General features: G+C 63.4%; 9 protein-coding genes. 4 read left to right on the forward strand and 5 right to left on the reverse strand.

Annotated elements, in window-relative coordinates; translation table 11 throughout:
- Positions 1-24 precede the first annotated feature (24 nt).
- A complete protein-coding gene (locus LGN17_RS01050; protein ID WP_226194799.1) occupies positions 25-1,416 on the reverse strand; it encodes a sigma-54 dependent transcriptional regulator in 1,392 nt (463 codons plus the stop codon).
- Positions 1,417-2,814: 1,398 nt separating this feature from the next.
- Between LGN17_RS01050 and LGN17_RS01055 the strand changes: the two genes are divergently transcribed.
- Entirely contained in the window at positions 2,815-3,429 is a 615-nt protein-coding gene (locus tag LGN17_RS01055) for a drug:proton antiporter (protein ID WP_226195262.1), read from the forward strand.
- Positions 3,426-4,946: a mannose-1-phosphate guanylyltransferase/mannose-6-phosphate isomerase gene (locus tag LGN17_RS01060; protein WP_226194800.1), complete on the forward strand. Its 1,521-nt coding sequence runs from the start codon at positions 3,426-3,428 to the stop codon at positions 4,944-4,946. Before LGN17_RS01055 ends, LGN17_RS01060 begins: the two co-directional genes overlap by 4 nt.
- 94 nt (positions 4,947-5,040) lie before the next feature.
- On the opposite strand, the gene LGN17_RS01065 is transcribed toward LGN17_RS01060, so the two are convergent.
- Positions 5,041-6,285 (reverse strand): right-handed parallel beta-helix repeat-containing protein, encoded by a 1,245-nt coding sequence (locus LGN17_RS01065; RefSeq protein ID WP_226194801.1) that lies wholly within the window; start codon positions 6,283-6,285, stop codon positions 5,041-5,043.
- A gap of 841 nt (positions 6,286-7,126) precedes the next feature.
- Between LGN17_RS01065 and LGN17_RS01070 the strand changes: the two genes are divergently transcribed.
- Positions 7,127-8,281, forward strand: coding sequence for a glycosyltransferase (locus tag LGN17_RS01070; protein ID WP_226195263.1), 1,155 nt, complete (start codon positions 7,127-7,129; stop codon positions 8,279-8,281).
- A gap of 21 nt (positions 8,282-8,302) precedes the next feature.
- Positions 8,303-9,382: a glycosyltransferase family 4 protein gene (locus LGN17_RS01075; RefSeq protein WP_226194802.1), complete on the forward strand. Its 1,080-nt coding sequence runs from the start codon at positions 8,303-8,305 to the stop codon at positions 9,380-9,382.
- A 303-nt stretch (positions 9,383-9,685) separates the two neighbouring features.
- On the opposite strand, the gene LGN17_RS01080 is transcribed toward LGN17_RS01075, so the two are convergent.
- The 3 genes from LGN17_RS01080 to LGN17_RS01090 all read right to left on the reverse strand — a co-directional run bounded on the left by LGN17_RS01080 (position 9,686) and on the right by LGN17_RS01090 (position 14,362).
- Positions 9,686-10,939, reverse strand: a complete 1,254-nt coding sequence (locus LGN17_RS01080) for an oligosaccharide flippase family protein (protein ID WP_226194803.1) — start codon at positions 10,937-10,939, stop codon at positions 9,686-9,688.
- A 38-nt stretch (positions 10,940-10,977) separates the two neighbouring features.
- Positions 10,978-12,168 carry a glycosyltransferase gene (locus LGN17_RS01085; RefSeq protein WP_226194804.1) on the reverse strand — a complete coding sequence of 397 codons (1,191 nt, stop codon included), beginning with the start codon at positions 12,166-12,168 and terminating at the stop codon, positions 10,978-10,980.
- A 382-nt stretch (positions 12,169-12,550) separates the two neighbouring features.
- Positions 12,551-14,362, reverse strand: coding sequence for a serine aminopeptidase domain-containing protein (locus LGN17_RS01090; RefSeq protein ID WP_226194805.1), 1,812 nt, complete (start codon positions 14,360-14,362; stop codon positions 12,551-12,553).
- Positions 14,363-14,620: the final 258 nt, after the last annotated feature.

The raw sequence follows: 14,620 nt of genomic DNA on the forward strand, positions 1-14,620 counted from the left end.
AGCCGCGAGCGCCCCTGTCGAATCTCAGTCGGACGAGCCCGTGCCGCGCGGCCGCTCGATCCCGTATGCCTCCATCCAGCGATACAGCGTCGCGCGCGACACGCCGAGCTCGCGGGCCGACGCCGCGACGCGCCCGCGCGTGCGCAGCAGCGCGGTTTCGATCGCCTCGCGCTCGATCGACTTGCGGATGTCGGCCACCGACGGCGACGCGGCATCGAGGCAGTACTCGAGTTCGAGATCCTGCGCGGTTATCAGGCGCCCTTCCGTCATCACGACCGCGCGGCGCACGCGGTTGATCAGCTCGCGGACATTGCCGGGCCAGTCGTGCTTGTAGAGGGCCGTGATCGCATCCGTCGAGAAGCCGCGCACGCGATGGCGCGCGTCGCCACGGAAGCGTTCGAGCATGTGATGCGCGAGCAGCTCGATGTCCTTGCCGCGCGCGCGCAGCGGCGGCTGGTCGATGCGCATCACGCACAGACGGTGGAACAGGTCCGGCCGGAAGCGCCCTTCCGCCATCGCGTCCCGCAGGTCGACGTGCGTCGCCGACACGATCCGGACATCGACCGGCACCGGATCGCTGCCGCCCAGCCGATGAATTGCGCGCTCCTGCAGAAAACGCAGCAGGCTCGCCTGACTCTCGTGCGGCAGGTCGCCGATCTCGTCGAGCAGCAGCGTGCCGCCGCTCGCCGCTTCCACATAACCGACCTTGCGTGCGTTCGCCCCGGTAAACGCGCCGCGTTCATAGCCGAACAGTTCGGATTGCAGCAGGTGCGGCGGAATGGCGCCGCAGTTGACCGCGACGAACGGGCCGTTGCGGCGCTCCGAATGGCGATGGATCGCGACCGCCGTCAACTCCTTGCCGGTCCCCGTTTCGCCGAACACGAACACCGGTGCGTCCGTGCGCGCGAAGCGCCGCACCGTATCGAACAGCCGCAGCATCGCGCTGCAGGTGCCGACGATGCCTTTCTCCTCCGATTCGAGCCGTTCGCGATCGCGCGCGAACAGGCACTCCATGCCGTACGCATGGCCGACGGTATCGGCGATCCGCTGATGCGAGGCGGGCAACGTGACGTAATCGAAGCAATAGTCGCGCAACAGCGCGCGCACGTTCGGCGAAGCGGTCTGGCCGACGTCGACGAGTGCGACCCAGACGACGTCGCGCATCGACGCGCAGGTCGACGCGATGCTCCCGATCGCGTCGGCATGGCCGCCGCTCAGGTCGAGGATGCCGCAGGTGATTTCACCGGACGTGTCGCGCAGCTCGCTCGCCTGCGCAACGATCGACACTTTCCAGTCGCGTCGCGCCAGTTCCTTTCGCAGCATGACGGACGGCGACTGCGTCCAGTAAATCAGCGGACGCTGCCCGTTACCACTCCCCGCGCCGGCGCTCTTATCGCGCGTTATTGGCATATTCATAACGAACCATCACTTTCTCCACTCCGCGAACCGTTCGCGTGCGCTGCGGCCGGCGGCGCATGGCCACCTTTCCGCGCTGCGTTTCCGCAGCTTTGGCGAAGATCGAAACTGCACACGGCGAGAGCCCCCGGAGGTCGAGCCGGATGTCATCCGGCCTCGTTGTCATCGAACTCGAAGGGAACGCGCGGCTGAGGGAGCCACGACGTTCCCGCTTTGAGGCGACCCGCCATCCAGGCGGAACGCGTCGGCAGACGGGAATGCCGTCGGCATGTGCGTCACGTCGTACACGACCGTTGCGCCCGATGCTGAACCGGATGGCCGCCAACCCGCTTCCGGAATGACCGCCGCATTTCATCCGCTCCTGAATTTACACCCCGTTTCGAGATGGCCTTGTTACCAAAAGATAAACCTGAATCAGCCGGTTACGCGACCGGCAATGCAACCGGTTGCCCCGCACCACGCGCGTTTGACCACTGAGATTTGATTATCTCCGAGTATTCGAGTCAATCAGTGGCAAATACTACTTTTCCCCAAGATAGGCACGGTTGATTGCCAGTCATTTTCACCGAAATCCCCGGGAATAGCCGACACCGCATTCCACTTGCCACATAATCGCGCGCGCCGCCGGACAGCCGAATCGTATCGCGGCGACGCCCGGCCCGCTCGGTCTCCGCTCGTCCGTTACATACCGTAATCAACCGCGCCACGTCACGCATCCCGTTTCGCAGCGTCGACGCACGGCGAGACGCGTGCCACGCACGCCGATCGCTCTCCGGCGAGACGTCGCGGCCACGTGTGAAGTCGGTCGCGCCGGCGCGCGCCTCCCGCAATGCAGCATGGCGATCCGCCACGCGACGCTCAGGCTCGTCGGGACCGGATCCGGCGTTTCGTCGGCACGGATGCGAGCTGCCCGTCGTCGCCATCGGCCAGGCCGCGTCGCCTGATCCCAAGCCGCAACAACGGCATGCGGATGGAGGACGTGCACGCCGCACGGGCACGCACTGCCCCGGCGGGATTCGACGAGGCGGCTCACGGCCGGCCTGCGCGATACAGCCGACCGCGTGCGTGAGTGTGTGCCCGGCGCCGCCATGCACGACCGGCCCGTCGTGAACGCTCGCAGTCTTCAAGTCCGGCCCCCGGTTCTTTATTGACATTCGATGTTGACTGGCCTCGCATCGACGCGGGCCGCCAGGATGGGGCAATTATGAAAAGGCACCGGCCATCCCGGTGTGTGCTACCGCACCTTGCGGCGCTCGTGCGGCGCTTCCCGGCTGCGCAAGCCGCGCCGGCCGGGCGAATCCGGATCGTGAGTACGCTTTCGAACAGACCGACGCACCGCGCACCCGGATGATGAGGATCGCCGCGCTGCATGGGACGATCGCGTCCGTGCGGCACGGCATGCCGAAGGCATCACGCGAGGACAGCATCATGGAATGGCATTGTTGTGAATTCGAACATCTGGGCGCCGTCGACCTCTACGCAATCCTGCGCGCCCGCAACGCCGTGCTGGTGGTCGAAGATGCGCACACGCATCTCGACATCGACGGCAAGGACGCGGGCGCGCTGCATGTCTATGCGACCCTGCGCGATGGCGACACCATGGAAGTCGCGGCTTACGCACGCATCCTGCCCGGCGACGACATCGACCCGGACGTCGTGATCGACAAGGTGCTCACGAGCGAGAGCCGCCGCGACGACGATACGCTCGAGCGGCTCATCGAGCGCGCCCTCACCGCCGCGCAGGCCGCATGGCCCGCGGCTGCGGTGCGCACGCACGTCCCGGCGCCGCGCCAGGCGTTCTACAAGCGTTTCGGATTCCGCAAGGCCTATGGCCCGTATCTCGAACAGGGTGCGCCATTCGTCGGCCTGGTGCGATCGTCCGACCGAGCTGCAGGCGCGCTGCGCAACCTGCTGTCGCGAGCCGTGTCGGCACACCGGTCGCGCAACGACGACGCGCGAGCCGACAGCCGCACACACAACCGGCAGCCCGCCGACACCGGAGCCAATCGATGACCCGCACCCTTCGTCCGGTTCCCGAGCCCGACCTGCCGTGCATCCTGCCGGTGATTCTCGCGGGCGGCTCCGGCACGCGGCTGTGGCCGCTGTCGCGCGAGCAGTATCCGAAGCAGTTGATCGAGCTGACCTCGAACGAATCGCCGTTGTCGGCGACGGCGCGCCGCCTGAACGGCATCGCGAATGCCGCGCTCGGCGACACGCTGCTGCTGGTCTGCGGCGAGCAGCATCGTGTCATGAGTGCCGCACAGGTGCTCGGCCGCGCGGCACCCGCCCGCATCCTGCTCGAGCCGGCCGCACGCAATACCGCGCCAGCGCTGACACTGGCGGCACTCGACGCAAGCCAGCTCGCGGACGATCCCGTGCTCGCGGTGATGCCGGCCGATCATGTGATCGCCGACGTCGGCGCCTTCCAGGATGCGATCGCGCGCGCGGCGCGCTACGCACAGGAAGGCGCAATCGTCACGCTCGGCGTGCTGCCGCGCCGCGCCGAAACGGGCTACGGCTACATCCAGGTCGGCGAGCCGCGCACGGGCCCCCACGGCGGCCAGGGCGGCTACGCGATCGGTCGCTTCGTCGAAAAGCCCGACGCGGCGCTCGCCGAGCGCTATCTGCAGTCGGGCGACTACTGGTGGAACAGCGGGATTTACGTCACGCGCGCATCGGTCTGGCTAAGGGCGATCGCCGCGCTCGCGCCTGACATCCACGCGGCCTGCGAAACCGCATGGCGTGCGGGCATCGCCGAGGATCCGTTCTTCCGGATCGATGCGGCGGCCTTCGACACGTGCCCGTCCGACTCGATCGACTACGCGGTGATGGAGCGCCTCGCGGAACACGGCGAACTCGGCATCGAAGGCATCGTGGTGCCGCTCGCGGCCGGCTGGTCGGACGTCGGCACCTGGGATGCGATCTGGGAAATCATGCCGAAGGACGATCACGGCAACGTCGCGCGCGGCCCGATCGTGTTCGAGGATACGCAGGACAGCTTCGTGCGCTCGGAGGGGCGCCTGATCGCGTGCGTCGGGATGAAGGACGTCGTGGTGATCGAGACGCCCGATGCGGTGCTGGTCGCGAACAAGCACGACGTGCAGCGCGTGAAGAACGTCGTCGCGCGGCTGAAGACCGACCGGCGCCCGCAGGCGAGCGCGCACCGCAAGGTGCAGCGCCCGTGGGGCCACTACGATTCGATCGATCTCGGCGAGCGTTTTCAGGTGAAACGGATCGTGGTCGAGCCCGGCAAGCAGCTGTCGTTGCAAATGCACTATCACCGCGCCGAGCACTGGATCGTCGTGCGCGGCACCGCGAAGGTGACGCGTGGCAACGAGACCTTCCTGCTGTGCGAGAACGAATCGACATACATCGCGGTCGGCGAAGTGCATCGACTCGAGAATCCCGGCCGGATCCTGCTCGAAATCATCGAGGTGCAATCGGGCGAGTATCTCGGCGAGGACGATATTGTTCGCTTCGACGATCAGTACGGGCGCGCCGTCGAAGCGTTGCCTGCTCAACCGACATGACCGACGGGCGCTCCGCCCGATTTTCACGTGAACGGCGTCGTGGGCGACCTCGTTCGCTGCGCGCGCTCCATCGTCAACCGATGCCGCCGGGTGATCAACGAGGTTGCCCGACGAATTCGCGTACCGTCGGCAGCAACGACGTATCCGCACCGATCACGTCGGGCGCGGCCGATCGGGATTGAAGCACCATCGCACACGGCGCGACTTTTGCATTGCCGACTGCGCAATCCTGCTTCGGACCAACCCGTACCGGCATGCCGCCTATCCCCGACAATTGATTGTCCGCAAGCCTGACACCGGACACGTTTCCCCATAGGCGAATGCCGTCGAAACGCGCTTGTGATACCCGGTTGCCGACCACGGCCACTTGCGTCACCGCGCCCGACCACGTGCTGACCTCGATCGCGGCCTGCTGCGTGAGCGGGCGCGGATCGGTCCGGCCGCTCGCCGTCTGGATATCCGCAATCACGTTGTTCTCGACCCTGATACCGGACGCGCCGTAGGTCTGGAAGCTGTCCTCCTGCGCGACGAGAATCCCGGAACTCACCTGCACGTTGCGCACGATGTTGTTCGAGATCGTCACGTCCGCACCGCCGACCACCGTGATTCCACGCCCCCATGTGTTGCCTTCGAGCGAATTGCGAGTAATCAGCACGTTGCTGCTCAGCGCGCCGTCGCCCTGGTAGCTCACCACGGCAATCATGTCGTCGCCGGTGTCACGCACGACATTGCCTTGGACCAGCACGTTGCGCGCGCCATGCGTCATATGAATGCCGTCGGCGAGCGTCGACAGTACCTCGTTACCGACGATCGCGACACCCGTGCCACCAAACACGAAGATGCCGGCGCTGGCCCCCCCGTCGATGACGTTATCGAGCACTTGCACGTCCTGCCCCGTCACCTCGACCTTGGTCGACTCCCGCGTTGCCAGGCGCGTCGCGCCGGTTCCCTTGAGCCGAAATCCAATGAGCGTCGTCCCGTCGCCCCGCATTTCGATCGTCTGGTCGTCCGGGCGGCTCGCCATCAGCGTCGCTCCGTAACCCCACAGCACGACACGCGGCCGCCGCACGATCAGCGAACGGCCGACCGTATACCGCCCGGGCGCGAACACCAATCGCTGCCCCGGACGCAACCTGTCCAGTGCGCGTTGCAACCCGTCCGCCTGATCGGCCGCGTCCGAAGCGGGATAAACGTATGCATCCGGTACATTCGCATGCAGCGCGCCCGGTGCGGGCGCTCCGGAGGCAGCCGCGACGACGCCAGGCCACGACAACCCGCCAGCCATCAAACTGCCGGCGATCACGGCGCATACGCGAGACAGGCATTGTGAACCACGCATATCGAGTCAGCTCCCTGGAACAATCCGGCGCAGGTCATTGGTAGGTACGCTCGCACAATTGCGCACCACGAAAGACAGGGTTCACACCCGCTACCCGGACATCGATTGCTCCCGTAGCGATGGTAATGAGCCGCCTTTCCGCGCACCGTTGACCGCGGGTCGGGCATGCGACTCCCTCGACACGACCAAGACGTTACCGTCTATTGAATCACGAGATCCGGGCAGGCCTCGGTGCGTCAGCAGACCAAGGCATCCGGCACGACCTCGACCTGACGCGGCACGCCGTTCCACGATTCGTTGCGCGTGCACGGTGAGGATTGCATATCTGCAAACCATTCGATGCACGTCGCCCGACAGGGGCGGCCATCGACTAATCCCTCCGTCGGTAAGCCATCGCACCCAGCGTGTCGCGCATGCGCTGCACAATGTCTCCATCACCGATTGGTCGCCACGGCAGGCACTCACGGTTGAGTGATCTTGTGTGACGGTCGCCCGAGGCCTGCATCTGCTGCGCCGCAGGGCGCGGCCTGACATATCGCGCTCGGGACTGGTCCCTGTCGATCGTCGCGTCCGGCAAACACAATGCCGTCGGTCACTGTCGTACGCGGTCAGCGCAATGATCCACGTAACGTCGTCCGGATATCGGCCTGCCCCGGCCATCCCGTCAACGTCAACGAATCACGCTTCGATGGCCGCAATCATCATGCATTACCAATTAGGAATCCATACCTCAATGAACCGGACGTCGCGCCTGTGTGACTCGCAGGCAATTTGACACTTCGCCATCCAACCCTCTTCACGGCGAGTGATGAAAAACGCGATCGAACCGGTAGCCCCAAAGATGACCACAAAAAAGATCGTTCATATTGCCGAGGCGTTTGGTGGCGGCGTGCTCTCGATGCTGACCCAGCTTGCCAACCATGCCGCGGCAGCCGGCGTCGATGTCACCGTGCTGCACTCGATTCGATCGGAGACGCCAGCCGACTTTTCAACGCTGTTCCGGTCTGACGTGAAGCTGATCTACGTCGACATGGCCCGTGAGATCAGCATCAAACAGGATCTGCTGAGCGTACGTGCGTTGGCCAGGAATCTTCGCGACTGCAAGCCGACCGCGATTCATCTGCATTCGTCGAAGGCAGGCGTGCTGGGTCGTCTCGCCGCGAGGATTGCCGCCCCCAATGCCACGGTCCTCTACTCTCCGCACGGACTTTCGTTCCTGCGTGCCGACATTTCACGCATGAAGCAATACGCCTATCTGAACTTTGAACGAATCGCGGCTCACATCGGCGGAACCATTGTCGCGTGCTCGGGCAGCGAGCTTCGCGAGATCAGGGACAACGTCCGGTCGAAATCGGCTGTCCTGGTGGAAAACGGTGTCGACGTCGGCGAGATCCCGACCCGTCGAACGCGAGACGATTGCAAGATCGTCGTCGGAATGAGTGGCCGGGCGACGTTCCAGAAGAACCATCACGCATTCGTCGAGCTGGCCGCCAAACTGCAGCGTGCCGACGTGGACTTCCTGTGGATCGGCGGCAGCGCGACAGAGATTCCGGATCCCGGCCAGAGCAAGGCCGTCATCTGCAGCGGCTGGGTGACTCGCGCACATGCGCTGGCACTCACGTCCGGGCTGGACATCTACGTCCAGACCTCTCGCTGGGAAGGCATGCCGGTTGCCCTGATCGAAGCCCAGGTTGCCGGCATCCCGGCCGTGGTGACGGACGTAGTCGGTAACCGCGACGTGGTCATTCACGGCGTCACCGGATTTATCGCATCGAGCGTCGACGAGATGGCCACGTATCTGACCATGCTGCGCGACGACCCGCAACTTCGCGCGCAAATGGGCGCGGCTGCTCGAACACGAGCGGTTCAACGATTTTCGATGAACGCAGTCTTCCGGCAGTGGCACACCCTTTACGGCCTGGACACCGTCGAGTCTCGTACCGGCGCCCGCGACTTGGAGCCGGTTGGCCTGGATCACGTCAAAGCCCGATTCTGAGTACGATATTCAACGATTGAGATGATCGCATTCAAAAAACCGAAACAGCTCGTGTACAACGGTCGATTCACCACGCAGAAGACGACCGGGGTGCAACGGGTCGCGCGCGAGTTGATCGCCGCGCTGATCAAGTTTCAGCCTCAAGATCCGGTGACCGTCCTGGTGCCTCCGCAACCTGGCGTAGAGGTAAGTGGATCCCGGACCGTGAAGGTCGGCTTTTACAAGGGCGTCGTCTGGGAGCAACTGGTACTCCCGCTGTTCGCCCGCCCCGGCCGCCTCGTCAATCTCGGCAATTCGGCGTCGATTTTCGCCGGCGGCCAGATCATCTACATGCATGATGCCGCCGTATTCGATACGCCTGCTCACTTTTCGCGGTCGTTTCGGGTGTGGTACCGGATCATGTTCTGGATCCTGGCACGAACCTCCGCTTGCGTGCTGACGAATTCCTATTTTTCGCGGGATCGACTCGCCTACCATTGCGGCATTTCCACCGAGAAAATCCGTGTCGTTCCGCTCGGCTCGGATCACCTCGACTCACTTCAGCCCGACACGAGTGTGCTCGAAGAACATTCGCTAACGCCGAACCGGTTCGTGCTCGCGGTCAGCAGCATGAATCCCACCAAGAACTTTGGCCGACTCATTGCGGCGTTTCGGCAGATCAACGATCCGTCGGTCGACCTTGTCATCGTCGGGATGAGAAACACCGCCGTGTTCGGAAACCAGGATCACGTCTCGGCGGGAGAACCGAACATCAAGTACGTCGGTTATATCAGTGACGAACGCCTGAAGGCACTCTATCAGCATGCGGCGTGCTTCCTTTATCCGTCCATTTACGAAGGTTTCGGGATCCCTCCTCTTGAAGCGATGCGATATGGTTGCCCGACGATCGTCGGAAAATCCGCGGCGCTGCCGGAAGTCTGCTCCGATGCGACGCTGTACTGCGATCCGTATTCGCAAGACGACATCGCGGAAAAACTACGGCGTCTGCTGGACTCCGCCGAGCTCAGAGCCGAGCTCAAACGGAAGGGCAGCCTTCACGCGGAAAAATACTGCTGGAGCAGAAGCGCACGGATGATGACGGAAATATTCGACGGGCTGTAGGCGATCGACACGCGCCGCCACCTGGACGGGGCACCGGAAACGGGACGCGCGTCGCGCACGATCCGCCACGCTCGCGCCCTACCGCCATCGTGATCAGCACATGCGCTGCCGCTCGCCCCTCGAGAGTCATCGAGACGGTCGTGCCAGCGCCGCTGTATCGTCGGCCGCGCGGTCGGCTGCCTCAAGATGAAGTATCCGGTCGTCGCCGGCGCCTGCGATCATCGCGCGTGTCGCCCAAGCATCCCTTCGTGCTCGTCGTCGCGAAAAACGAGCCGTTGACGCTCCATTCCCTCGCGATTCGCGTTACCTCGATCTCGCCGGCATTTTAAGCAGGCCAACCCGTTCACGACAGAGCACATACACGAGCACCGCGGCAACGGCCGTTTCGACCATCAAAACCGCGATTGCCGCGCCACGCTCCGCAAATAGCGACGCGAGCGGCGGCAGTATCGTTACGTTCAGCAAGCCGGACGAGATCAGGATCGTGCTGAACATGCGCTTCATGCCGAGCGGCAGCATCGTTTGAACGCCGAAGAGATCGGTCATGCACGCCATGAACGGTACCAGTGCAAGACAACGCAGCACGCCGACTGTCGGCTCGAACGAGGTTCCATACAGGATCCGGACCGCAAGCGGGGCGAACTCGTAGATCGCTGCCGACATGGCCAGCACCAGCACCCCCTGCACGACAATCAGCTTGCGCAGGAACGCAAACGCTTCGTCTCGCGCGTTATGCATCAGATAGGTGATGTGTGGGTAGGTGGTTGCCCTCAGCGGCTGCAACATGCCGACAGCGGCACGGATCAGCTTGTCGCCCGCTGCAAAATAACCTGCGGCGACGTGACCGGAAACGATACTCAGCAGCACGGTATTCGTCGAGGCGTAGAACGAGATCGACGTCGAGGCGAGGAAAACCTGCGTGCCGCCTTTCAATGCTTCGGTGATTTCGGCGAACTGCACGCGAACGCGTGCGATCTCGCGACAGAAGAACAGGTAAGCGAGCAAGGTGAATCCGCAAAGCAACGGTACAGCCGCGTTGATGGCAACCGCATGCAGCACATCGTCCGGCGTATGAACCCACAGGAAGAAGGCGCCAACGCTGAGTACGCGGTACCCTACCACCGTCATGCTGAATACGCTTAGCTTCTGGATGCCTTGAAAGTACCAGCCTGGCGTGAGCGCGGCGCCTATCGCCATTCCGAATTCGATCAGCAGCGCCGTCCGCTCGGCGGCAAAGTACGGGATCAACGACGTCATCGCAATCAGCACGGCGAAGCCTGCGACGGTGATCAGCCACTGAGCGCAAATCGTCGTCCAGAAAATTCTCGAGCGCTCGACCTTGTCGCGCGCGAGCGCGACACGCGGGGTTGCCGTCAGGTCGAAGCTGTAATTCACCAGATTGATGAAGTACGTCGTAACCGCGAGCACGAACGACAATCGTCCGTACTGTTGCGGGCCGAGCACACGCGTCAGGAGCGGCAACGTGACGAGCGGCACGACGTACGTCGAGATCTGCAACGCGAACAACATGGCGAAGTTTTTTCGAACAGCAGTCATCGTGCTTTCTGGACTGGAAGTGAACAGTACGCCGACTGTCAATATGCCCGCGCGCGCGGTATGTGCTCGTCAAGGCCGAGAACGGCACACAGCGACGATGCGTAGCAATCGATCGAGTAACGCGACCAATCGTAGTGGCGATTGTCGCGGGCGAGGTGTGTGCGTAGCGCGTCGATTGCGCGTGAGAAATCTTCAGGGGTGTTTCGATAGAGAATCTTGTTGCCGATCTCGTCGCCAAATGTCGACAGGCTTCCGATGTCGTTCGTCAGCACGGGCAGGCCGAGCACCGCAGCCTCGACTATCACGAGGGGGGCGTTTTCCACCCAGACCGATGGCAGCACAAGTGCGTCGTGTCTCGGCAGTTCACCGAACAGCGCGGTGTGGTCGAGGCGACCTGCAAAACGCAGCCTACCGGCTTCGACAAGGTCTGCATGGCGCACCTCGAGACGACCACGCTCCGACCCCTCACCATAGACGGTAAACGATCCGATCGCTTCGCCGGCGGGTTCGGCCATCCGCTCGAGAAACTGAGCCAGGCCCTTGTCCGCTTCGATACGACCGACGAACGCGAGATCCAGGCGAGCCCGCTGCGCAGGTTTCGGCGCGCACGGAATCAATGTCGCGGCAATCGGATTCGACAGAAGCGTGGCACGCGCCCGCCCGAATCGGGCGATCAGGTCACGCATGAACGGGCTCGGGCAGAGGATTTCATCAAACAGGCCAAGCGGATCGAAAAGCGCATTGACCGTGTGCCAATGCACCTTCTTCACGACATCATGGAGAATTCCGTGCGGACTGGCGATGGCGACGAAGCGCCGGCCGCCATGCAACGCTTCAACCGACAACGGCTGCGCCTGTCCGCGGGAATAGACTTGCAGGCCCGGATTGCAAAACACCAGATGGTAATCGTGCGCAGTCATGTACAAACGGCAGCCCGAGCGCCGCTTGTAGCGGGCGAGCACGGGAAGGATCGCGCTCGATAGCAGATTGTGATAGTTGTGTACAAGAATCCGCTGTGGACGAAACCGGTCGAGCAGCGCAGCGAGCGCATGCGCAGCAGCACGCGACCACGCACGCTCGCGCCGGCTATTTTCGACACCGGAAAGCGCACGCTCGTCAAAGGTTTCGACCGTAACGTCGTTGCGCGCGCGCAGCACGTCGACGGACGTCCGGTACACCTCCTCCGCCCCTCCCTTTCGAACGAAGTCATTGATGACCAGCACACGCATCACGACGGACCTCGATACGCGTCATACCGGTAGCGCAACGCGTTGCCGCCGTCTTCGATTCGTCGCGCGATCTGTGCGATGCCGCGGGTCGCTTGCTGCCAGTAAGGTGTGCTCGATTTCCGGCATTCTTCGCAATTTCGTTTCATCGGTATTCCTGGGCGGAGTCACGGTGCCACGCACGTCGAAAAAGTGGCTACGTGAAACACGACACCGCTACGATAATGCGTCGAGAACGACGAATCTGTTCGCGCGGTTACTTAGAATCCGTTTCACACACCCTGGCGACACACCGGAGAATGTTCCCGAAACGCGCGAAACAATGGCCGCGATAACGTCGGTTACACAACGCTGCACGCCCCGATCGCGACGATACCACCGCGACTCAGAGCGTCGACTCGGTGCGCCGCTTGCGCGAGTGCAATGCGGTCGCGCGTTTCGGTTTCTCCGGTGCCGCTACCTCCGCCGGCGTCCACCAGCCGGCAAGCAGTGTCGCACAACGTTCGATCACATATTGCGCGGCGGCACCACCGTGCAGCGAATGATCGACGGTTTCCTGAATGTCGACCGATACGTTGGGCAAGCGTGAAAACGCACGCGATGCGGGACCGAAATGCCGAACCAATGCATCGACGCCCGGATCGAACGTTCCGTAGATGAGATGCGTGCGGATGCCGCGCGCCGACATGTCGCGCAGCAATCCCCGCGGCGTATCCTTGCCCGGACCTCGCCCGATCCGCTCCGCGACACGCATGATCGGCACCGACATGAAATCCGCAAGGAGGCGCAACAGTCCGCGCAGTACCGGACGTAGATCACGACCGCCGACCAACAGGCGGCGCCACTTTCCGGGGCTGCGCAGCGATGCAAAATAGCCTCGCATCGAATTCGTCTGATTCTTGATCACGTTCGCGAGCGTCTCGCCGCGTGGCCACACGAAGACCGGAAGATTGACCGCGATGACGCCGGCGAACTGCCCAAGGGAGGCGGCATGAAGCGACGTGTACGCACCGGAGCAGATACCGAACGCGACAACCTTATGATGCCCGCCGGCTTTCAGCCAGTCTGCGGCCGAGACCATGTCGGTGATCATCTGATCCGAATACGGGATGTCCCACTGGTTGTCACACGCACGTTCGCCGCTGTCGCCGATTGCGCTTGAGTCGATGCGCAGACTGCAGATACCTTGCGCAGCGAGCGACCGGGCGAGTCGAACCGCGAGTCGCCCGTCCGCGATGCGCGGATTGACGGCCGTATTCGTGATCAGGAGGGTTGGCGCGGCCGCGCGCATGACGTCGTCGGTTGGCTCGCACAGCACGCCGACCAACTGGGCCGGCCCCACACGAACGACTCGCTCGACACTCCCTTTGCCCGTCAGGGCTACGCCGGTCTCGGGGCGCTGCGCGGACACGCGAACGGTTTCGCCGGGACCGTCGTCCATCCAGCCCGCAATCGTGTCAAGCAATGCATCCGGCAGCCGTGACCAGAGAGGCTCTCGCATGGCGACAGCCCAGTCGGCACACGACTGGACACTGACCGCGACACCACGCGCCTGGAGTGCCTCCGATAGCGACGCACTGTCGCCGTACGGCGCATCAACAAGCAATACGCTCGCAGGTAATGTGCTCAATTGACCGGTCGCCTGGCACAGGTCAATGCGCCGAAGCGCCGCAACCAGATCGTCGGGATAGATGTGTCCGAGTATGTTGAGCGGTTTCTCTTCACGAACCGCGTCTCTCACGGTCGGTGGGGCATTGTCGAGCCAGTGTTGCGCGACGACGGAGAGCTCGCGCAGGTAGCCGCGACCGCGCACGACAGGCGCAAGCGCGATGAAACGACCGAGCCCCGGGATGCCGTCGGCAGCGAGGAGCGCCACTGCCGCGCCGGCGCGTACGCCAACGAGCGTCAGACTGTCCAGCGGGACGCGCTCTCGCAGCGCCTGAGCCGCAGATCGAACGCTACCGAGCATCTGATCAAAGCGATCAGGATCGTTCTCGTCGCCAAGCGAATCGCCGCTCGCCGGATAATGAAAGCGCAGCACCGGGAAGCCGCGGTCCGAAAGATGCTCGGCGAGTGAACGCACGAGCTTGTGAAGCCAAAGTGCTTCGTGACCGAGCGGCTCGCAAATGACGATGCCGTGTGTACGCGTGCCCTCGTGAAGCCAGCCGACGCATCCAGCAAACTGGACAGGTGTCATGGTCTTATCCTTGTTCTAATAAACTCTAACGAAATGCGTTGCAGGGACTGTTCCCCCTCAGCCTGCACTGCCAATCGCTTCACCACTTCACTCACGATGAAGTCATGGCAAGACCAAGGTTCAGTCATGAACAGCGGTACCTGATCCAACCGGCGCTGCCGCCACCGAAGCGACGCAGCCACCATCCCCGGAACGCAAGCCGCTCGCTGATCGAGCGGTGCCGACCGGTATCCCTTTCATGCCGCAGTCCGGCATCCC

Origin of the sequence: Burkholderia sp. AU30280, assembly GCF_020420125.1 — a bacterium.
Lineage (GTDB): Bacteria > Pseudomonadota > Gammaproteobacteria > Burkholderiales > Burkholderiaceae > Burkholderia.